This window comes from Bradyrhizobium zhanjiangense (assembly GCF_004114935.1).
In the GTDB taxonomy this organism is placed as follows: domain Bacteria; phylum Pseudomonadota; class Alphaproteobacteria; order Rhizobiales; family Xanthobacteraceae; genus Bradyrhizobium; species Bradyrhizobium zhanjiangense.
Window position 1 is genome coordinate 7840971 of the sequence record NZ_CP022221.1, and the last position, 22191, is coordinate 7863161.

The 22191-nt window shown below is 64.5% G+C and carries 17 protein-coding genes and 2 pseudogenes; 3 read left to right on the forward strand and 16 right to left on the reverse strand.

All coding sequences use genetic code 11. From position 1 onward, the window contains the following. Positions 1-186: 186 nt before the first annotated feature. The 3 genes from XH85_RS37480 (at position 187) to XH85_RS37490 (ending at position 3672) form a co-directional block, all read left to right on the forward strand. A complete protein-coding gene (locus XH85_RS37480) occupies positions 187-2874 on the forward strand; it encodes a flavin-containing monooxygenase (RefSeq protein ID WP_128935935.1) in 2688 nt (895 codons plus the stop codon). A gap of 135 nt (positions 2875-3009) precedes the next feature. Beyond that, a complete protein-coding gene (locus XH85_RS37485; RefSeq protein WP_128937565.1) occupies positions 3010-3282 on the forward strand; it encodes a hypothetical protein in 273 nt (90 codons plus the stop codon). A gap of 84 nt (positions 3283-3366) precedes the next feature. After that, on the forward strand, positions 3367-3672 hold the full coding sequence (locus XH85_RS37490; protein WP_128935936.1) for a hypothetical protein: 306 nt from the start codon (positions 3367-3369) through the stop codon (positions 3670-3672). 68 nt (positions 3673-3740) lie between these two features. Here the strand turns inward: XH85_RS37490 and XH85_RS45605 are convergent, their stop codons facing one another. From XH85_RS45605 to XH85_RS37565, 16 genes and pseudogenes are all read right to left on the reverse strand, one after another. After that, positions 3741-3896, reverse strand: coding sequence for a hypothetical protein (locus XH85_RS45605; RefSeq protein ID WP_164934324.1), 156 nt, complete (start codon positions 3894-3896; stop codon positions 3741-3743). Positions 3897-3987: 91 nt separating this feature from the next. Then, complete coding sequence (locus XH85_RS37495) at positions 3988-4506, reverse strand: septal ring lytic transglycosylase RlpA family protein (RefSeq protein WP_128935937.1); 519 nt, start codon at positions 4504-4506, stop codon at positions 3988-3990. A gap of 168 nt (positions 4507-4674) precedes the next feature. After that, entirely contained in the window at positions 4675-5967 is a 1293-nt protein-coding gene (locus XH85_RS37500; protein ID WP_245473530.1) for a serine hydrolase domain-containing protein, read from the reverse strand. Positions 5968-6107: 140 nt separating this feature from the next. After that, positions 6108-8627, reverse strand: a complete 2520-nt coding sequence (locus tag XH85_RS37505) for a M56 family metallopeptidase (RefSeq protein WP_128935938.1) — start codon at positions 8625-8627, stop codon at positions 6108-6110. Beyond that, complete coding sequence (locus XH85_RS37510; protein WP_128935939.1) at positions 8608-9015, reverse strand: BlaI/MecI/CopY family transcriptional regulator; 408 nt, start codon at positions 9013-9015, stop codon at positions 8608-8610. The genes XH85_RS37505 and XH85_RS37510 overlap by 20 nt, the downstream gene beginning before the upstream one ends. A gap of 238 nt (positions 9016-9253) precedes the next feature. Next, positions 9254-10906, reverse strand: coding sequence for an NAD-dependent malic enzyme (locus XH85_RS37515; protein WP_276485054.1), 1653 nt, complete (start codon positions 10904-10906; stop codon positions 9254-9256). A 366-nt stretch (positions 10907-11272) separates the two neighbouring features. Further along, positions 11273-11392: pseudogene (locus XH85_RS47100) on the reverse strand (tripartite tricarboxylate transporter substrate binding protein BugD); the annotation flags it as partial. A 15-nt stretch (positions 11393-11407) separates the two neighbouring features. Beyond that, the gene (locus tag XH85_RS37525) at positions 11408-13741 is read right to left on the reverse strand and encodes a mechanosensitive ion channel domain-containing protein (protein ID WP_128935940.1); all 2334 of its coding nucleotides are present in this window, start codon (positions 13739-13741) and stop codon (positions 11408-11410) included. A 994-nt stretch (positions 13742-14735) separates the two neighbouring features. Beyond that, positions 14736-15773, reverse strand: a complete 1038-nt coding sequence (locus tag XH85_RS37530; RefSeq protein ID WP_128935941.1) for a patatin-like phospholipase family protein — start codon at positions 15771-15773, stop codon at positions 14736-14738. Then, the gene (locus tag XH85_RS37535) at positions 15770-16699 is read right to left on the reverse strand and encodes a polyphosphate kinase 2 family protein (RefSeq protein WP_128935942.1); all 930 of its coding nucleotides are present in this window, start codon (positions 16697-16699) and stop codon (positions 15770-15772) included. Before XH85_RS37535 ends, XH85_RS37530 begins: the two co-directional genes overlap by 4 nt. Then, positions 16671-17679, reverse strand: a pseudogene (locus tag XH85_RS37540) (branched-chain amino acid ABC transporter permease); the annotation flags it as partial. The gene XH85_RS37535 and the pseudogene XH85_RS37540, both read right to left, overlap by 29 nt. Further along, a complete protein-coding gene (locus XH85_RS37545; protein WP_091878951.1) occupies positions 17676-18557 on the reverse strand; it encodes a branched-chain amino acid ABC transporter permease in 882 nt (293 codons plus the stop codon). The pseudogene XH85_RS37540 and the gene XH85_RS37545, both read right to left, overlap by 4 nt. A 6-nt stretch (positions 18558-18563) precedes the next feature. After that, complete coding sequence (locus XH85_RS37550; RefSeq protein WP_128935944.1) at positions 18564-19268, reverse strand: ABC transporter ATP-binding protein; 705 nt, start codon at positions 19266-19268, stop codon at positions 18564-18566. Between the two features lie 3 nt (positions 19269-19271). Beyond that, positions 19272-20039, reverse strand: a complete 768-nt coding sequence (locus XH85_RS37555; RefSeq protein WP_128935945.1) for an ABC transporter ATP-binding protein — start codon at positions 20037-20039, stop codon at positions 19272-19274. Between the two features lie 15 nt (positions 20040-20054). Then, a complete protein-coding gene (locus XH85_RS37560; RefSeq protein WP_128935946.1) occupies positions 20055-21377 on the reverse strand; it encodes an ABC transporter substrate-binding protein in 1323 nt (440 codons plus the stop codon). A gap of 95 nt (positions 21378-21472) precedes the next feature. Then, on the reverse strand, positions 21473-22177 hold the full coding sequence (locus tag XH85_RS37565) for an NUDIX hydrolase (RefSeq protein WP_128935947.1): 705 nt from the start codon (positions 22175-22177) through the stop codon (positions 21473-21475). Between the last annotated feature and the right edge of the window lie 14 nt (positions 22178-22191).

Genomic DNA, 22191 nt, shown 5'->3' on the forward strand with positions numbered 1-22191 from the left:
CAGAAGGATGTGGTCTGATTAGCCCGGACAATCCCGGCGATTGTGCATCGCGGTGCGTGTATCGCCATAACCTTCCCGCGGCCACGATGCCGCCGCAAACGACTACCGAAGATTGCACTTGTCCTGATGACAAGCCGAACCTGCAGCGATAGCCTGCCGGCAAAACAAATACACGGGAGGAATGCCATGCCTGACGCAATGGTCGCCGCACGTGAATCCCAAGCGGCGGGCGGGACAGCCCAGCAGGTCGACGTCGCCGTGGTGGGCGCCGGATTTGCCGGGCTCTATCTCCTGCATCGCCTGCGCAAGGCCGGCTTCAAGGCGATCGCCCTCGATGAGGCCGGCGACGTCGGCGGCACCTGGTACTGGAACCGCTATCCCGGCGCGCGCTGCGACATCCAGACCATCGATTACAGCTACACCTTCGATCCGGATCTCGAGACCGCCTGGACCTGGTCGGAGAAATACGCGACCCAGCCCGAAATCCTTCGCTATCTCGGCTTCGTCGCCGATCGCTATGACCTCAGGCGCGACATCCGCTTCAAGACCAAGGTGACCGAAGCCAAATGGGACGAGGCGACGGAGCGCTGGCAGCTCACGACCGATAACGGCGCGCCGGTCTCCTGCCGCCACTACATCATGGCCACCGGCTGCCTCTCCGCGCCAAAGCCGCCGGAGATCGACGGCGTCAAGGACTTCAAGGGGGAGATCTATTTCACCGGACGCTGGCCGCATGACGGCGTCAATCTCGCGGGAAAACGCGTCGCTGTGATCGGCACGGGCTCGTCGGCCATCCAGTCGATCCCGCTGATCGCCGAGCAGGCCGCGCATCTGACTGTGTTCCAGCGCACGCCGAATTTCGCGCTGCCTGCACACAATGGTCCGGCGCCAGCAGACCGCATGAGCCTGCTGCAAGGCGATCGCGCGGCCTATCGCGAGCAGGCGCGCCAGTCGATGGCCGGCGTCCCCTACCCGCAGCAGACCGTCGTGAGCTGGCAATTGAGCGATGCCGAGCGTCGCGAGCGGTTCGAACGCGCCTGGGCAGCCGGCGACCTCGTCCACATCCTGACGCAGCTCTGGGCCGACCAGGCCGTCGATGTCGACGGCAACAAGATCGTCCAGGACCTGATCCGCGAGAAGATCCGCGCCGCCGTCAACGACCCCGAAACCGCTGCGGCGCTGACGCCGCACGATCATCCCTTCGGCGCCAAGCGTCCCTGCCTCGATACCAACTACTACGCCACCTACAACCGGCCGAACGTCACGCTGGTCAATCTGCGCGAGGAGCCGATCAAGGCGATCACCGCGAGCGGCATCTCCACGAACGGCCGCAGCTTCGATCTCGACATCATCGTGTTCGCGACCGGTTTCGACGCCATGACCGGCGCGATCCGTGCCGTGTATCCGATCACCGGGCGGGGCGGCAGGTCGCTCTCCGACGTCTGGGCGCAGGGACCGCAGACCTATCTCGGCCTCACGGTCGAAGGCTTCCCGAACTTCTTCATGATCACCGGCCCCGGCAGCCCGTCGGTGCTGTCGAACATGGCGGTGTCGATCGAGCAGCATGTCGACTGGGTCGTCGATCGCCTTGCCGCGCTGCGCGATGCCGGTTTCAACACGATCGAGCCGACCGAGACGGCGCAGGCCGCATGGGGCCGGCACATGGCCGACTGTTCGATGCTGACGCTGCACCGGCTCGCCAACACCTGGTACACGGGCGCCAACGTGCCCGGCAAGGTCCAGGGCTTGATGCCCTATACCGGCGGCGTCGGCCCCTATCGCAGCATCTGCGACGAGGTGGTCAGCCGCGGCATGCTCGGCTTCAGGCTCACCGGCCCCAACAGCGCCGCGCAATGCAATGACGGCGAAGTGGTGCGCCTGCAGCCGGACGTGCGGCTGGTGCTGAACCTGCTCGTGTCGCTGAACCTGCCGCCGATCGAGTCGATGGGCGCGCTCGGCGCACGTGCCTTCGTCAACGAGTTCAACAAGGGCCGGCCTGCGGGGCGGCCGATCGGCGACATCGTCGACGGCACTCTGCCAGTTACCGACGGCGACCTGCCTTACCGCGTCTACAAGCCCGCAACAGCAGGACCGCATCCGATCGTGGTCTATTTCCACGGCGGCGGCTGGGTGCTCGGTGACGAGCAGTCGGACGAGCCGTTCTGCCGCGACATGGTGCGGCGGACCGGCATGATCTTCGTCAGCGTCGGCTATCGCCATGCGCCGGAGCACCGCTTCCCCACCGCGGCCGAGGACGGTTATGCGGCGACGCGCTGGATCGCCGAGCACGCCGCCGAGCTCGGCGGCACGCCGGGCCCGGTGCTGGTCGCAGGCTGGAGCGCCGGCGGCAACATCGCCGCCGTCACCTGCCAGCTTGCGCGCGACCGCGGCGGGCCTGACATCGCCGGCCAGCTCCTGGTCTGCCCGGTCACCGACTGCACCTTCGATCGTCCGTCCTACAACGACAATGCGACCGGCTACTTCCTGACGCGCTCGCTGATGTATTGGTTCTGGGACCTGTACTGCTCGCCGGCCGACCGCACCGACCCGCGCGTCTCGCCACTCCGCGGCAAGGTCGCCGGCCTGCCGCCGGCCTTTGTCGTCACCTGCGAGTTCGATCCGTTACGCGACGAGGGCGCCGCCTATGCCGAGGCGATGGCCGCCGCCGGCGTCCCGGTCGAGCAGCTCCGTGCGCGCGGCCATTTCCACTCGTCCTTTGCGATGGTGGACGTGGTGATCACCGGCGTGCCAGGCCGGGCGCAGATGGCCGGGGCTTTGCGGCGCTTCGCGGGGCTGCCGGAGGTCAGCCGCGGCGACGAGGGCAGCAAGGGCCATGACAGCCCGGAGCACAGAATCGCGGCCGCCGCGAGCTGAAGCGGCACAACGCCGCCGGGAACCTTTTCCCGGCTGCCGCGTTGAGTTTTCGTGGCATTGAGATGCAGCGACAGGTGTGTAGACCCCGGCACGCGAACCCGTGTGCTGGGGTCGTTTTTTGTGTGAGGCAGGATGATGGGGGACGTGGCCGGAGATTCAAAAGTCGATTTCGGCGCGCTTGCGGTGCTGCATAAATGGCCATCGCTGGCAAACCAGCGAAGGCCGGACAGAGACTCCTATCAAGTGAGTGAAGGCACGCTCGACGAGTGTATCTCGGCCTTCATGCAGAAGCCTGCGGCAACCCGGCACCTCTACGAGATCCGCACCGTGGCGCAGCCACCGCTCGTCACCGAAATCCTCTCGCCCGAGCACGTCATCGAGCTATCACGCTTAAGAGAATTTCTCTGACGGCCTTCACAAGCACGCGAGCAGGAACCTTCTTCCGGCTTTTCCCGTTGTTAGGGATCGGAAGCAAAGACGTGAGCGCCTCAGATGTTTGACGCCGACGTATCATCACCGATCGTACCCTACGGCGCAGACGAGACCCTCTTCGTGGTGATCGATCGCCGCGACGAGGCGACCGAAATCCGCATTGAGCGTAGCGATCTCGAAGCCACCATCGGCGAGCTTGTCGCCGGATGCTTCAACGACCCGATCAAGGTGATTTCGTTCAATACGCTTGAGCATTGGATGAAGGACATCTCGACCGACGTCGCCGGCGAGATTCGTGCGCGCTGCGAGATTTACGGCATCGAGCTGCCCGATTATCTCAGCGACTTCGTCGAGACCCACCGCTGAGCGGGCGTTGTCTCAATTGCGCAGATAGGGAAGCAAGAGCGGATGCGCTTAGCGCGTGGTTCGCAGAGTTAGGCGCGCCGGTGCTTGCCGGCGATGACCTCGATCTCGCGGCGGCGCTCGCCGGCGAAGGTCAGCAGCTTTTCGATCGTCAGCGTATCCGTGATCCGTTTGGCCAGCCGCTCGGCGCGCGCGGCCTGATCTTCGAGATACTGGATCGTGTTCAAGCGCCGCCTCCCCCAAAGCCCCGAATTGTTGGACAGCCATGGTGCGACAGAGCAGCTAACAGCCGGTTAAGCGCTGCGATGGGCTTGAGGCTCATTGCACGACGTCGAGCCGGACATTGGTGATGCCCTTGTCGACCATGCCGAGCGCCTCGGCCGCGGAAGGGGAGATATCGACCACGCGCCCGCGAACATAGGGCCCGCGATCGTTGACCCTGACGGTGACGAAGCGGCCCGAGGAGGTATCGGTGACGCGCAGCTTGGTGCCGAACGGCAGGGTGGGATGGGCCGCGGTCAATTCGTTCTTGTCGAACTTCTCGCCGCTCGCGGTCTCCGTGTCCGAGTAGAAGCTGGCAACGCCACGCGAAGCTGCCTGTTTTGCGTCACCGCCAGAGGCGCGCGGCCGGCTGATCGGCCGTGGATGCAGCGCCGCCACCCGGTGCGGGCGTTCCACCGCGGCCTGCCGGCCGGTCGCGGCGAGATCGGCCTTCTGACGGCCGACCGGCGATTGCGCGCAGGCGGCGAGCGAGGCGGCGCCGGCAATGGTGAGCAGCAGCCGGCACGAGGTTGCGAGGGAAATCCGGGCAGTTTCGGCACGTGCAATGCGAGACATGGTACGCCCCTCCGAACGGCCGGATTTTCGGTGGGGAATGAGGGCAGAACCTTGTCGGAACAAAAGCGGACCTGGGGCCGCGGCCGTTTCACGCCAGCTGTGACGATTCCACCACAGTGCCTGTCCTGAATCGGGACAGAGACTGCCTCCCAGAGGCGGCGGCCCAGCTCAGGCCGGAGGCGGGATCGCGCGCAACACGTCCCGGAATACGCCGAATTGCAATCGAAACGCTTGCGGGCTGTAGTCCTGATAGTAACCCGCGGTCACCGCGACGACGAGATCGAGCTCCGGGACGATGCGGATCGACTGCCCGCCGCGACCAAGCGCGCCGATCCAGTTGACCTTCCCGTGATTGAGCCGCGCTTGGCCACGCCACCACAGATATCCGTAGGATTGATCGTCCGTCCCTTTGATCTTCTCTGCCGTCGAGGCGTCGATCCATGCCTTGGAAACGATCTGGCGGTCGTTCCAGCGACCGCCCGCAAGAACCAGCTGGCCGATCTTGGCCATATCGCGCGGTCGCAAGCGCAATCCCCCTCCGGCATCGGTATCTCCCCTGTACCGACCCCACGCTGTGCTGGTGATCCCCAGAGGCTCGAACAACGTCTCATGCGCAAACTCGTCGAGGGGACGTCCGGTCGCCTTGCGGATGATAGCCGACACCAGCGTGAGCGCGCCGGTGTTATAGAAGAACTCCTGCCCCGCCGCGGCGGTCACTGGAAGACCGAGAACGTAACGGCACGGATCCCATGCCATATGCATGCGCGCCTCGTCGTTGTCGTAGTCCCCCGCTGCCGGCGTCGCTTCGACCCACTTCAGACCCATCGACATGGTCAGCACGTGCGCCAGCCGGATGCGGTCCTTTTCAGGGGAGCGCAGGTCGGCCAGCTCGGGGAAGAAGCTCCAGATCGGTTCGTCGACGCTGCGTATCAACCCGCGATCGATCGCGATTCCGACTGCGAGGGACGCGACGCTCTTCGAAACTGACTTCATGTCATGCAGCGTGTCAGCATCAAAGGCGACGGTTTCCACCAGGCGGCCGTAAATATGGCCGGGTACCTCTTCGGCTCCCTTGAAGTACCGCTCGAACGCCAGCTTGCCGTTGCGGACGACCAGCACGGCATGAATATTGGCATCGCTTGATGCGAGCCGATCAGCCATCTCGCACAGCGCGTCCCGATTGACGAGCCCATCGTCATTGACGGGACCGACCGGCCAGCCATCGTCTCGCGCAAGCGGAACGCCGCGGGCGCCCGATGGGTCCGCATACACTGGCAGCGCGGAGAGAGGCGCCAATGCGGCTCCCCCGAGAAGTGAAATGAACCGGCGCCGTCTCATCCGAGCTGCTCGTTCACACTCTTTGCGAGACGGGCAAAAGCCGGCGCGGGCCTCGCTGGACTCCGCACCCTCCCTGAGAATACGCGCGAACTCACGCCAATAGGCCTTTGCAGAATTGCTCATGGCGCACGCCCAATTCTTTCGAGCCTGCCGAGGCAGGCCGGCTCGAAGCTACGAATTGTAATGCTACAAATAGTAGCATTCGAGGGTATGAGCGGGCAATCGGAGAATGAGACCCCGCACTCAAGAAATCGGAGCCGTCCCTAGAAATTCGGCCCCAACGCGATCTTGGTGATCGTGCCGTTCCTGACGCCGATGCGCCATTCCGCCGACCCATTGGCGAACTGCGCGACATAGATGTCGCTGTCGAGCGCTGTGACGCCGCGGAAGGAGACGGCACGCAGCGCGCCGAGCCGCGCCAGGATCGCCTGATCGAACGGAAGCTGCTGACGCGTGATGTCGGCCACCTCCGACGTCATGCGGTCGTAGTCTGGCTGTCCCTTGCCGACGCCCTCGATGTAGCGGCGCAGCATCTCCTCGCCATTGGCAATCGGAACGGCGCGGCGCGCGGCGCGCCCCGGACGCGCACCGAGGCTCATCGCTTCGACATTGTGGAAGCGCGTCTGCCGGCCCGGCACCAGGATCTCCAGGCATCGTCCGGACTTGTCGGCAATCACCCAGGGATTGTTCACGGAGGTCGTGGAAGCCCAGGACATATTGGGCCTGACCACGCTCTGCGTCCTGCGATTGCCGTCGGCGTCGAGATTGGAGATCTGGATGTCATCACCCATCTCGTTATAGACCATGATCCTGATCGGCGAAGTGCCGGCGCGTCCGCGCACGCTCGCCTCGTCCGCGCAGGAGACGATACCGCCGAGTTCGTCATTGCCGTCGGCCCGGAACAGCACGTCGCCGACCTTGCCGTCGGGCTCGAGCAGCAGGCGGAATTCCGCCGAGCCGTTCTCGAATTTCGCGCCATAGATGTCGTAGCCGCCGGGGCCGACGCCGCGAAAGAAGATCGACTCGAGGGCGCCGAGCGCCACGAAAGTCGCCTGCGTCTCGTTGAGCTGACGGTGGATCTTCGCAGCCAGCGGCGCGCTCATGCGATCATAGTTCGGCGTGCCCCGGCGCAGATCTTCGATCCCGCGCAGGATCATCTCCTTGCCGCCCGCAACGGGGACCTGCTCGCGGAAACGGTCCGGCACCTCCGCAACACGGCGTGCGAAGTCCGCCTCGATCGCCTGCGCCACGGCCGCATCGATCCGCGGCGCGAGACGGGCACCAAACACCGCATTCTGGACCAGCACGCGCGAGACCCTGGCTTGTTCGTCGCGCAGGAAGATCAGGAGGTTGTCGCCATGGATCGAGAAGACGTCGGCGCCTTCCGCGAGAAGTGCCGTCCGGCCCTGCACGGTTTCCTGCACCTGAAGCCGATCGCCGTCGCGGCGCACGGTGAGAACGCGGTTCGGTGCAACCCTGTACCAGCCGACATATTGATCGAGCGGCGCGGGTCCAGTTGCCGATGCCGGCATCTCGGCGACGCGAAGCGCGCGCACGTCGCGACCGTTCATGCGCAGCATCAGCTCGGAGGAACGACGCTCCGCGTCGATCGGGAAGCTGATCTCGCCGGATGAAGCCGGGTACGACGCCGTGCCATCACCGCCGATCGTCAGACGCAATCTGCGCTGCCCGGTGAGCTGGCCGTAGAGCTCGTCGCCCTCGCGGAAGATGGCGAAGACCGAGGCCGGGCCCATGGCATAGAAATTGACGAAGGGGCGGTAATGCTGGGCCGGGACATCGCCGAGATCGGCGGTGACGGGCGCGACGTCCGGCGTGCGATAGGCGATCATGCCGGCGGACACGACCACGGCGGGGACGATCGCGGCCGCGATCGACAACCGTTTGCGCCAGCCGACCGCCACCGGCATCGCGGCGGCCGCGATGATGCGCTCGACGCGAGCGCGCACCGTCGAGGCCCGCGCCATCGCGAGCTCGACCGAGCGCGGTCTTACGGTGCTGGCAAAATCGAGCAGGATCTCCGCATAGGACAGCCGGTCTTCGATCACCTCGATCGCCCGGGCGTCGCTGATGATCTCGGCGAGCTCGGCGAGGCGCGCAAGCTGCCACCACGAGAACGGGCTGAACCAGAACACCGCGCGATTGAGCGAGGCCAGCAGCAGGACGTAGAAATCGCGATTGGCGGCATGCGCGCCTTCATGCGCGAGCACGGCGAGGCGCTTCTTCGCATCCCAGCCGGCGAATTGCGGCGGCACTAGAATGGTCGAGCCGAAGGTGACGGGACCGCCGACGTCACGGCTGATGCGGACGTCGGCAGCGATCAGCTGCGTACCCTTCATCGGCGCCGCCGCCCGTGCCATGCGCCAGGTCAGGCAGAGGCCGATCATCAGCCGCAACAGCAGGCAAGCGGTGACGCCGGCATAGATGATGGTGGCCACCAGCCACCAATTGATCGAGAGCCCGCTTCCGGCCGGCGGAACGATCGCCCCGCCTGATGCGACCGGCAGCGACGGCTGCGGCAGCTCCAGCATCGAAAGGTCAGCCGGCAGAAAATCGTCCGGCGCCGGCATCGGCACAGGCGGCCGGGTGATCGTGAGCGTCGGCCAATGCATCACGAAGGGCATCGCCAGCGACGCCAGCAGCACGACGACCCACGCCGTCATGTGGACGTGCGGATTGCGCACGCGAAACAGGGTGAGACCGAACCAGACGATGCCTCCCAGCACGAAGGAGCGCAGCGCCGCCTCAGCCAGAGTTGCGATCATCTTTCTTCACTCCCCTCGCCTTCTTCGCCTTGGCCACCGTGTCGGCCAGCGTGCGCAGCTGCTGCTGGTCGAGCATCTTGTTGTCCACCATGCCGACGAGAACTTCTTCAATTGAACCGTTGCAGAACCAGTCGACGATGCGCTGCACTGCCTTGGCCGCCACACGCGCACGTGGTTCGGCGGCGTGGTAGACGTAAGTGCGGCCGTCCACGGTGTGGTTGGCATAGCCCTTTTCTTCCAGCCGGCGCAGCACCGTGCGGACCGTGGATTCCTTCAGACGCCGCGGCAGACGCTCACGCACGATTTCGGCCGTGACGGGACCATGGGCCCAAACCAATTGCATGACCTCGCGCTCGAGGTCCCCCAGTTCGGGCAAACGATCGTCCATGGCACTTACCTTGCGGATAGAGTTTTCTTGTAACGCTACAGATCGTCGCATATGCGGCCGCGCCGCGCAACGGCGATTCCACCTGAAATGGTATCGCGAGACCGTCATGCCCGGGCTTATCCCGGGCATCCACGTTCTTCGTTCTGCGGGGCAACACGTGGATGGCCGGGACAAGCCCGGCCATGACGATGTTGAGACGTCAGCGCAATAACCGCGCCGCTCTAGGCGCGCAGCGGCCTCAATAATGCGGCTCGTACATCTGCGACTGGACCAGGGTCTTCACGTCGTTGGGCGCGGGTCCGTCGGCGAGGCCGCGCTGAAAGGCGACGTCTGCGACGGCGGCGGCGATGCGGACCGAGACCTCGCGGATGCGCGGCAGCGCCGGATAGAGGCTGCCCTGCGCGAGGTCCTCCTTGCCGACGCAATCGGCGAGCGTGTGGGCAGCCGCCATGAACATTTCGTCCGTGACGAGGCGCGAGCGGCTGGCGATGACGCCCAGGCCGACGCCGGGGAAGATGTAGGAATTGTTGCCCTGGCGCGGCACGAAGGTGCGGCCGCTGAGCGTCACCGGATCATATGGACTGCCGCAGGCGAACAGCGCGCGGCCCTCGGTGTAGCGGTAGGCATCCTCCGCCGAGCACTCGGCCTTCGAGGTCGGATTGGAGAGCGCGAATACGATCGGCTGCTCGTTGAGCTCGGCCATCGCCTTGAGCACCTCGGGTGTGAAGGCGCCGCCGACCGCGGCAACGCCGATGATCGCCGTCGGCTTCAGCGTCTTGATCGCGGTGAGGAAATCAGCGATCGGCGCCTGGTCCGTGTGGGCATAGCGCAGCTTGTGGCCGGACAGGCCATCGCGGCCGCCGACGACGAGGCCACGGGAATCCACCAGCCAGTTGCGCCGGAGCGCTTCGTCCTCCGCCAGCCCCTCCGCCATCATGGCGGAGACCACGAGATCGGCGATGCCGGTCGCCGCCTCGCCCGCGCCGAGGAACAGGATGCGCTGATCCCTGAGCTTGCCGCCGGAGACGCGCAGAGCCGAGAACAGGCCGGCGAGCGCCACCGCCGCGGTGCCCTGGATGTCGTCGTTGAAGACGCAGGCTTCATCCCGGTATTTGTGCAGCAGCTTGAACGCCGAATGGTTGGCGAAATCCTCGAACTGGATCAGCACGCCCGGAAAGGTCTTGCGCGCGGCCTGCATGAATTCGTCGACGAAGCTGTCATAGGCCTCGCCCGTCAGCCGCCGCTCGCGCAGGCCGAGATAATAGGGATCGTTCAAGAGCTCTTCGTTGTTGGTGCCGACGTCGAGCACGATCGGCAAGCACAGCTCGGGATGCACGCCGGCGCAGGCCGAATAGAGCGAGAGCTTGCCGACCGGAATCCCCATGCCGTTGGCGCCGAGATCGCCAAGGCCGAGGATGCGCTCGCCGTCGGTCACGACGATCAGCTTGGCCGGATAAGGCCAGTTCTTCAGGATCTCGGCGATCTGGCCGCGATCGCGCGAGGAGATGAACATGCCGCGCGGCCGCTGGAAGATCAGGCCGTATTTCTGGCAGGCGAGCCCGACGGTCGGGGTGTAGATGATCGGCTGGATCTCGTCGATATTGTCGACGACGACGCGGAAGAACAGCGCTTCGTTGCGGTCATGCAGCGCGTTCAGCGCGACGTATTTTTCCAGATCCGTCGGCAGCGTGCGCAGATTGGTGAGCACGCGCTGGGCTTGCGTCTCCATCGTCAGCACGCAGGGCGGCAGCAGGCCGCGCAGGCCCAGCGCCTCGCGCTCGGATTCCGTGAAGGCGGTGCCCTTATTGAGCAGAGGATCGCGCAGCAGCGTCATGCCTTGCGATTGATCGGATGATGTCGCTTGGGCAGCGACACGGGCAGGTCTATTCACGAATTCCCCCAAGGAGTTTCTTATTGAACCGCGGTCATTGTCGGCCAGCGCTCCCCGGAGATCAAGGACGTTGGGACTGAGGCATCGATTGTGATCTCGCACCGCAGCGAGATTGTCGCCCGAGATCGCAGGTCGCGCGCGACGCAAAGGTTAACGCCGCAAAGCTCTTGAGAGCCTGCTCTCTCCTCTCGTCATTCCGGGGCGCGCGTCAGCGCGAGCCCGGAATCCATGGCGCGGCCGTCTCTGCGGCCCGATGGACTCCCAGGTGCGCAATTTCGCACCATAGCTCGCGACTTCGTCGCGCCCCGGAATGACGAGAAAACCCCACGATCTGTCAAGATGAGGAAGTGTTGTGAGGCGGCAGCACTACTCAACCTTGATGTCGGCGGCCTTCACGACCGGCCACCATTTCTCGGTCTCGGCCTTCTGGAAGGCCGCGAGCGCTGCGGGCGTTTGCTGCTCCCTCGGCGGAATCTCCTGCCCCAGCGCGATATCGAGCCGCTATCCGGCCGCCCGCCTTGGCGTCAGATTGGCGGCGCCGTCGGCCGGTGGCGCGATCTGCATCAAGATGGTCTGGGTGGCGGAGGCGACCTCGATGCCGCTCTGCTGGAAGCGCAGTTTCATGCGGCGGTTAAATTCGCGCTGGACCGGCCAGCGGCCGGCCTCGGTGCAGCGGATCTGGCCGACGATCGACACCATTGCGCCATCGACCTTATCGATACCCCAGAGCTCGAGGTCACCGCGGATCAATGCACGGAATTCCGGTTCGCGGCGCATCTCCTCCACGATGTCCTTGAGGATCTGCCCGGCGCGATCGGTGTCTTCCTTGTAGGCGACGTTGACGCTGACGGAGGCGTTGCCGGCGCCGCGGCTGGCATTGGTGATGGTCGTGACCGCGCTGAACGGCACGATGTGCACGGCGCCATCGCCGGCGCGCAGGCGGATGGTGCGGATCGAGACGTTCTCCACCACGCCTGACAACCCTGAGACGCTGACATTGTCGCCGACCTGCACCGTGTTCTCCAGGAGCAGGAACAGACCCGTGATGAGGTCCTGCACCAGCTTCTGCGAACCGAAGCCGATGGCAATGCCGACGATGCCGGCGCCCGCGAGCAGCGGGGCGACATTGACGCCGATCTCGCTCAGCGCGGTAAGGCCGACGACGGTGGCGATCAGGCAGAGCAGCGCCGTCCGCAGCATCGGTTGGAAGGTGCGTAAGCGAGCGGCGCGGGCATAATGGCCGTCCCGGGACAGCGCATTGATCTGGCGGTCCAGCAGCGCGTTGCTGGCTTCCCAGATCGCGGCCGCGATGAACACGGCGAGCCCGATCGTCACCAAGGCCGAGATCAGCCGGCTGCCAATCTGACCGCCATAGAACCAGACGATCGCGTCCACGCCCCAGACTTCTAGCACCGCCACGAAGCCGATGAAGGCGATCACGCCAGATACGATCTTGCGCAGCAGCGGCAGATAGCGGTTGGCGCGGATCTCGAGACCGGGAAAGCGCTGGAGGATCTCCGGCTTGATGCGGAAGCCGCGGTCGATCAGGCTCAGCGTCAGCATGATGGCGACGCGCGTGATCAGCACCACCACGACCGTCCCGACGAAATACTGCAAGAGCAGCGAATAGCCGTTGCGGATGTTGAGCGCCCACACGGCCCACAGCGCGAGATCGAGCGCGATGGCAAGATAGTGCCAGCCGCCGGCGATGCGGTTGCGCAGACGAGCCGCGATGCCCTGCCGATCGGCCGGCGCGCGGATGGCTTCGGCGACCTGGCGGCGGCATTGCAAGATGATGACGACGATGAAGAGGTGCACGATCAGCATCACCATGCGCAGCAGCGCAGCGTAACCGGCGCGATGCAGGCCGAGCAGCAGCGCCACATTGGCGAAGGCGATGCCGGATACACCGACGCCGACGATGCGGCGCGCCCAGATCTCGATATAGGCTGCGGTCTCGGCCCGAACCGGAAACAGGCCGAACGGTCCCGCCAGCGCCCGGATCACGCAGATGAGTCCGCGGGAGAACGCATAGGCGTTGATGACAGCGAGGATCACGAGGCGAACGGTCGTGGGCTCGCCGATCTCGGTCCCGAGCAGCGCCGTGGCGATCCCCACCAAGACGACCACCGGCAGCAGTTCGAGCACGAGGCGTCCCAGCACGAAGGGCAGCCGCAGCAGGACCTGCCAGACCCTTACCAGACTGTGGTGGCGCTTGTTCAGTTCGGGCGCGGAGGTGACATCGGCTACCGATGACGGCGGATCGGCGATCGGCAGGGCCTGTGCCGGCAAGCGCGCAGTCTGCGGCACGCGCCCTTCCAGGAAGGCGACCGGCCGCCGGATCAGGCGGAACATGACCCATTCGGCCGAAAGGGCGCAACCGAGCACCAGCGCCAGCTTCCAGGCGATCTCGATCAGAAGATTGTAGGCGACGGGATCGTTCGCGGTCCGCATGATCCAGTAATAGAACGTCGGAAAATGCGTGAGCGTCCGCGCCATGCTGGCGATCTCGCTCGAGATCGCACCGATCTCCTCCGACACCGTGAGCAGGAGCTGCGCACCGAGGCCGTCGGCCGAGAGCGGGATCGGCGATTTCTGCTCCGGCGCAGCGGGTGCAGGCTGCTGCTGACCGGACACATTCGCGATCACGCGCAGCGTATCGATCATCTGCGCACGCTTCTTGTCGTCCTGCAGCGTCTCCAGCGCACGCTTGGCCTCGTCAGGCGACAGCGCGGCCACACTGCTCGCGGCCGGCGTCTCGGCGCGGGCGCCGCAGAGAGATGAGATCGCGAGGAAGAGAGCGGCGAGGAGCGCCGGGGCAAGCTTATGCGACACGCGGATTCCCTGAAAAAAATGAATGCGCTGGCGGTGCCGGGACCGTCACCACCGAAGCACATGCGTCATGTCGGATGACCGTTATTCGCCTCGGACCTGTGTCGGAAGTTGGCCTTTGAGGCGACATTCTCTTGGCATTTGGCCATGCAGGATTGGAGACGGCATAGGCTCAGCGCAGCGAGACGGCTTAAGAACGCTGAGCGCGCTCCCGCCGTTCCGCAGAGCAGTTGCTTTTGAGGGCGGTTTCCCTGTGGCCATCCTTCGAGACGCCTGCTTTATGCGGCCACCTCAGGATGAGGACTGAATGCGCGGCAACAGTTTCAACGAGCACCGCTGCCGCTTAGCCTCATCCTGAGGAGCTTGCGGAGCAAGCGTCTCGAAGGACGAGGCGCGCGCAGGCCGCCTAAAGTGCCACGAGCGATAGCCCAGCGTCATTCCGGGCGTCGGCCCGGAATGACGGCAAGGAGGGAGGAGGGACAAGGCAGAACTTTAATGCGTTCGTCGTGGCGGCCTCGGCGCGGTCAGCCATTGATCGACGTGATGCAAATTACAGCGCCGGGAAGGTAGGGGCTTTGCCTCACTGATGTAGCCCGCTAAACCTTGACCCGGCGTGCCGTTCGCGGTTTTCGCCGCTATGCGATAGTCCGAACGAGCTCCATCGCACTTAGCGGCTGGATTTGCGGAGGTGGTGTCATAGACCTCCCCTTGCTCATGAGGTGAACGTTGCGCGTCGCTTGTTTGCGACCTCTGCGATGCTCCTCCCGAGACACAAAACTGTCAAGCAGGATCGATGACCTGAAGGATCACATTTGAACGCGCGAGTTCCCTGGACGGGGCATGGTGACATTATGCGCCTGTTTTGCCCGACGCGTCAAGCGAATTTCGTAAAATCCGCATAAGCACGACATGGCCGGCAAGCCATTGATTCCGCTATCCCCGGCTACTGTGCATGGGGTTGTTTTCGCAATTATTGTCCATGGCCGGCTCGCGCCGCCTAGAGAAACATGTCTGTCAGGTCGACCGTCGAGGACTTTCCGACCCGGTCGAAGTTTCGCGCCAGCCAGCTTCGCGCCGCCTCGCGGCCCTCGTCGCGCAGGCGACACAACAGGCTCCATTCGGGATGGAATTGCGTGGCCGTACCGAGCTGCGACATCAGCTGATCGTTGCCGATCCAGTGCATGTACATGCGGCTGTGCCTGTCGCTGTCGAGCTCGCCGTCGTCGATCAGCCGTGTGGCGAAGGCGATCGCGCGCATCTCGCGCATCAAGGACGAATTGAAGCTGATCTCGTTGATGCGGTGGAGGACATCGGCCGCGCTGGTCGGCAGCTCATCGCGCCGGATCGCCGTGACCTGCACGATGATGACGTCGTGACTGCCCTTGCGGTAGATCAGCGGAAAGATCGCGGGATTGCCGAGATAGCCGCCATCCCAATAATGCTCGCCGTCGATCTCGACGGCCTGAAAATAGGGCGGCAGGCAAGCCGAGGCGAGCACGGTTTCCGCGCTGAGAAACGGGCTCTGGAACACCTTGATCTTGCCGGTGCGGACGTTGGTGGCGTTGAGAAACAGCTCTGGCGCCTCGGGCGAGGAGTTGAGCCGGTCGAAATCGATCACGCGCTGCAGCAGCGCGCGGAGCGGATTGAAGTTGAAGGGATTGAGCAGGTTCGGCGGCAGCGTGTGCGTCAGCGTGTGGATGAAGGCATGGACCGGATGATATTCCGGCGGCAGCTTCAGGGCCTGGATCCACTGGTTTAGCGGCGAGAGCAAATCGTACGCCAAGTCCATGCGCGACACTTCGTACCAGAATGCGTGCAGGCTCTGCCGCGCCGCCTCCGCGCCTCCGTTCGCCATGCCGGAGGCCATCGCCACCGCATTCATCGCGCCGGCACTGGTGGCGCTGATCGCCTCGATCGCGAGCCGGCCATCCTCGAGCACCTGGTCGAGCACGCCCCAGACGAAGGCGCCGTGCGCGCCGCCGCCCTGCAGCGCGAAGTTGACGTTCTTGCGGTTCGCGGTCCCGTTGGCTGTCACTTTGCCCGCTTCCTGCCTCCTGTCCCTTCTTTCTCCAGCGCCATGCGCACTTGCTCGAATTCCTGCAGCGAGGCCCTGTCGGCACGCGGAAAGCGCAGGTCCAGCTTTTCGAGCGCTGCATTGATCACCGAGCCGATCACGACGCGGGCGAACCATTTATGGTCGGCAGGCACGACGTACCACGGCGCATGTGGTGTCGACGTGTGGCGGACGATGTCCTGATAGACCGCCTGGTAGCGCGGCCACAGCGCGCGCTCCTTGATGTCATCCATCGAGAACTTCCACTGCTTGGCCGGCTCTTCCAGCCGGTCGAGGAAGCGCTGGCGCTGCTCCTCCCTGGAGACGTTGAGGAAGAACTTCAGCACCACGGTGCCGTTGCGGCCGAGATAGCGCTCGAAGGCGGAGATGTCCTCGAACCGCTCCTTCCAGATGTTCTTGGTGACGAGCTTTGCCGGCAGCTTCTCCTTGGCGAGGATCTCCGGATGCACCCGCGTCACCAGGCATTCCTCGTAATGGGAGCGGTTGAAGATGCCGATATGGCCGCGCTCCGGCAGCGCGACCACGTGGCGCCAGAGGAAGTCGTGGTCGAGCTCCTTGCTGTTCGGCGCCTTGAAGGCACGGACCTCGCAGCCCTGCGGATTGATGCCCTCGAAGATCGCCTTGATCGCACTGTCCTTGCCGCCGGCGTCCATAGCCTGGAATACGATCAGGAGCGACCAGCGGTCCTGGGCGTAGAGCTTCTCCTGAAACGCGATCAGCCGCTTCTTGTTGGCATCGAGGATCTCCTGCGCCGTCTCCTTGTCGAGATCGCCCTTCTCGTCGGTCTTGTGGTCCTTGAGGTGAAACTTGCCGGATCCGTCGTAACGGAACGGCGTGATGTAACGGTCGAGCTGGTCGGCGATCGATTTGGACGGCTTCTTGCTCATGAGTTCGGGGACACCTTGCGTTGCGGCTTCAGTCGGTCGAGCACGCTACCAAGGATGCCCTTGGGAAGAAATATGATGAAAAGCACGAGCAGCACGCCATAGACGAGATTGTCCCAGCCGACCGCCTTGGTGCCGAAGCCGATACGCAAGCTCTCCGCGAGCAGGATGGTGATGATGGCGCCGACGGTCGGGCCGAGCGAGACGAACAGGCCGCCGACGATGGCCGCGAACACCATCTGCAGCGACACCGCGATGCCGCTGACGGTGTCGGGCGTGATGAACATCTGGTACTGGCAGTAGATCGCGCCGGCGAGCGCCGTCATCAGCGCGCTGAGCAGCGTGATCTTCAGCTTCTCCGCGGTGACGTCGACACCGGCCGCAGCCGCGGCGTCCTCGTCCTCCGAGATCGCCTCCAGCGCATGGCGAGCCATGCTGCGGTCGACCCAGTGCCAGACCACGATGCCGAACAGCCAAATCGCAAGTGCGATCAGATACCAGGTGGTCTTGTCGTCGAATTGCAGCGCCAGCAGCTTGTTGCCGGACGCACGGTTCGGCGTGTAGCCGAGCGAGCCGCCGGTATAGTCGCGCGTCGCGGTGATGACCTGGAGCACGATGCCTGATAGCGCCAGCGTCACCAGCACGAAATAGTGCCCGGTGATGCGGAAACGAAAGCAGGGATAGCCGACGATCAGCGCCAGTGCGCCGGCCGCGACCATGCTGACGGGAATGCCGATCCATGGCGAGAGGCCGAGGTGATTCCACAAAAGCGCGGTGACGTAGGCGCCGATCCCCATGAAGCCGCCGTGCCCGAGCGAGACCAGGCCGAACCGTCCCATCATCGACCAGGATGTATAGGCGAACGACCAGATCAGGATCAGCACCAGGATGTGCAGGTGATAAGGATCGCGATAGACGAAGGGCAGCGCGATCAGCGCCGCCAGCCCTATCCCCCAGGCTGCAAGCCGCCCCTGCCCCATCATCGGCGCCTCGCCAGGAGCCCTGCGGGCCGGATGAACATCATGACGATGAAGAAGGCGAAGGCGAGCACATAGCCCCATTCGAGATCAGAGAACAGGCCGCCGAGCGAGATGATCTCGGCGAACAGGAACGAGGCGATGAAGCCGCCGATGAAATTGCCTAAGCCCCCGAGCACGCAGATCAGGAAGGTGATCGGTCCGAAGGAGAGGCCGACGAAGGGATGCACGTCATACTGCAGCACCAGGAGGCAGGCCGCCAGCCCGGCCAGCGCACCGCCGAGCGCGGACGTGATGAGATAGATCCGCTTGGCGTCGACGCCCATCAGCGCCATGATCTGTCGGTCCTGCGAAATGGCGCGGATCGCGGTGCCGGTGAAGGTTCGCGTCATGAACAGATAGACCGCGACCATGCCGACCAGTGCCGCCACGAAGGACAGCAGCCGTGCGTAGCTGAAATTCATGTCGCCGAAGGCGAGCACCGGCAGGCGGATGCCGAGGTTGCGGAAGTCGATGCCGAAGGCGACGGTGGCAAAGCTCTGCAGCACGAACAGCACGCCGCCGGTCGCGAGCAACTGATTGATCGGCGGTGCCGTGAGCAGCGGCGCGATCACGAGGTAGTGCAGCGCCGCCCCGAGGAGCGCGACCAGCAGGACGGTAAAGGGAGCGGCGATGAAATAGCTGACCCCGTAATACTGCACCATAAAGTACATGGCGTACATGCCGATCATCACGAGCTCGGCATAGCAGATCCAGGTCACGTCAATGACGCCGAAGATCAGGTTGAGACCGAGCGCAAGCAACGCCAGCACGCCGCCGAGCAGGATGCCGTTGATCACGGCCTCCAGCAGATAAATGTCGAAGACGTCCAGAAATGCCTGCATGCCCCCTCACACCCCGAGATACGCTTCCTTGACCGTGTCGCTCGCCAGCATCTCGGCCGAGGTGCCGGAGGCGCGGATCGTGCCCGCCTCGATCAGATAGGCGCGATCGACCACTTTCAGCACCTGCTGCACGTTCTGCTCGACGATCAGCACGGTCAGGCCGCTGGCACGGATTCGCTTCACCAGCTCGAACACCTGCTGCACCACGACCGGCGCGAGGCCTGCCGACGGCTCGTCGAGCAGCAGGAGTTTCGGATTGGACATCATCGCGCGGCCGATCGCGCACATCTGCTGCTCGCCGCCCGACATGGTGCCGGCCATCTGGTGGCGTCGCTCCTTCAGGCGCGGAAACAGATCGAACACGACGTCGAGCCGCTCGGCATAGCGGGCGCGCGCCTCCTTCATGAAGGCGCCCATCTTGAGATTATCGTCGACCGAAAGCCGCGGAAACAGCCGGCGGTTCTCCGGCACATGCGCAATGCCGAGGCTGACGATCTTGTGCGACGGCGTCGCCACGACGTCGATGCCCTCCATTTTGATCGAGCCTCGCGACGGCCGGATCAGGCCGGAGATGATGCGCATCAAGGTGGTCTTGCCGGCGCCGTTGGGCCCGATGACGCCGACGGCCTCGCCGGCCTTGACGTCGAGATTGACATCGAACAGCGCCTGGAACGTGCCATAGCCGGCATTGACGCCGCGGAGTTCCAGCATCGGCTAACCTCCCGCGCGGCGGCGCGCCTCGGCGGCCGCGGCCTGCGTGGTCTCGGCATCGGTGCCGAGATAGACCTCGATCACCCGCGGGTCTCCGGCAACCGCGCTGGGCAGTCCCTCCGAGATCTTCTCGCCGTGATCGAGCACCATGACGCGATCGACGACGCGCATCAGCACGCCCATGATGTGCTCGACCCAGATGATGGTGATACCGAGCTCGTCGCGGATGTTGCGCAGCATGTCGGCGGCCTGATCCATCTCGGCCTCGTCGAGGCCGCCGAGGCTTTCGTCGGCGAGCAACAGCTTCGGCGCGGTGGCGAGCGCCTTCGCAAGCTCGAGCTTCTTCAAGCCGGCAGCGCCGAGGCCATCGACACTGGCATGGCGATCGGTCGGCAGGCCGACCATCGCCAGCGACCGCTCGGCCGCTTCCTCGGCCTTGACGCGACTGTGGCGTCCCTGGCCGTAGAAGCCGGCCAGCGCGACATTCTCGAAGATGGTCAGGCGGCGGAAGGGTCGCGGAATCTGGAAGGTGCGGCCGATGCCGCGGTTGATGATCCGGTGCGGTGCAAGGCCTGCGATCTCATGCCCGGCGAACAGGATCGATCCGGAGCTCGGCACCAGCGTGCCGGAGAGCATGTTGAAGATCGTGCTCTTGCCGGAACCGTTGGGTCCGATCAGGCCGAGGATCTCGCCCTGGTCGACCCTGAACGAGACGTTGTTGACGGCCGTGAAGCCGCCAAACCGCTTCACCAGCCCGCTGACTTCCAACACCGAAGCACTCCGCCGCTACTGGTTGCTGTAGGTGGTGCCTTTCGGCAGCGGCAGCACCGCCTCGCGCTGCGCCTGGCTCTTGGGCCACACCACAGAGGACTTGTCGTCGATGTACTGGATCACGACGGGAAAGGAGCGTTCGTTCTGCCCGGCCATCGGCGTGCCCTCACCGTAGAACTTCACGCCGAAGCCGAGCATGGTTCCGCCCTCGGGAATGTCGGTGTCGAGCGCCGCCTTGCGCAGCGCGTCGGGATCGACACCGCCATACTTCTTGATCGCGCGCGGCAGCACGTCGCTCATGAATAAATACGTGTTGGACGCGCCGATGCCGACATGGGCCGAGCGGATCGCGACTCCGGGCTTGATCCTGTCGAACTCCTCGCCGACCATCTTGATCACGGGCGGCAGCTTCGGATCCATGGTCTTCTGGTTGGCGAGCCAGATCGAGATCGGGTCGGCGTTGAAGATGTAGGCGGCGTCTGCGCCCATGCCTTCCTTCAGCTTCTCGTAGACGCCGTAGCCGGCGCCATGTCCCATCAGCGCGCCGAACTTCAATCCCTGCTCGCGGGCCTGGCGCAGCAACAGCGTGATGTCGGGGTTGTAGCCGGTGTGGAAGATGACGTCGGGCTTGGCGCGCTTCAGCTTGGTCACCAGCGCGGAGAGATCAGGCGCGGTTGCCGAGTAACCTTCCTTCAGCACGACATTGAAGCCGGCCTTCTTCGCACCGGCCTCATTGCCCTTGGAGACGTCGACGCCATAGGCGCCGTCCTCGTGGATGATGGCGACGCGCAGGTCCTTCGGCTCCTTGCCGAACTTCTCCTTGGCGTTCTGCGCGATGAAATCCATCGTCATCATGCCGAACTGGTCACCGCTCGCTTGCGGGCGGAACACGTATTTGTAGCCCTTCTCGTTGAACACGGCCGACGAGATGCAGGTCGTGATCCACATGAATTTCTTGAGCTGCTCGACACGGGCCGCGACCGGCACGCATTGCGCCGAGGAGAAGAAGCCGAGCACCATGTCGACCTTCTCCTGCTCGAGCAGGCGGACGGATTCGTTGATGGCGATGTCAGGCTTGCTTTGCGCGTCGGCGTAGACGGCCTCGATCTTGTAACCCTCGACACCGGTCTTGGCGAAATGATCGAGGATGATCTTTGCGCCGACGTAGTTCAGCTCGGACCCGCCGCCGGCGAGGGGTCCGGTCAAATCAAAGACGACGCCGATCTTGATCTTTTTCTCTAAGGCTTGATCTTGGGCCTGGGCGGACACCGCCAAGCCGGTCGCTGCAATCGCGACCAACAGCCCACGTATCAAACGGGCAGCCATGCGCAGGCGCATCAAAACCTCCCTGGACGATTGTGCATCGCATTCTTGTTGATCTTGCTTTTTCGCCCATCACATGGGGTGAGCGAAGCGATGTCAAGCCTCGCGCGTCAGCGAGAGGCGAACTGCTGCGCAATAAAGGCCGTGACAAATCGCGGCATGGTCGGCGTGAGATCATCCATCCCGCGCACGAGATGAATGGCCGACAGTTCGGGCTCGACCTCGCGCGCCAGATTGGCTTCGATCCGGGAGCGGGCCACCTCGCCCGGCATATCCAGGTTGAGGACCTGAATCATCGCAATCGCACGGCCCGAGACCACGCAGTGCCAGTCTGCCTCCGCGGCATAGTCGGCCACGGTGAGGCCGGTCTCCTCCGCGATCTCGCGGACGACGCTGCCGGGGATGTCGAGGGTACCAGCCCTGATGTCGTCGAGGTCGGGCGTTCCCGACGGGAAATAGACCCGGCCGGCATTGGCGGTGTGCTGCGCCATTTCGCCCATCACGAAGGCGCCGTCGGAGGTACGCAGCGCGCCCATGCCAAAGCCGTTGAACACGGCCGGATCAGGAAAGCCCCAGTCGCGCCAGGCGAGGAAGCTGGCGAAATCGGTCTCGAAATAAGTCGCGGCGAGATGGCCGTCCGTGAACACGGCATCGCGCCCGAGCAGGACGCGGCCGTTCCAGATCTTCGGCCGCTCGCGCTGCATCTCGGCGAAATGCGCCGCAATCTCGGCGCGGCGCTCCTCCGCGAACGGCCACACGATCGGCCGCACCGCAAGATCAAGCGTCGCAACGCGATGAATGACCGGTGACGTCATGACGCCTGACTACT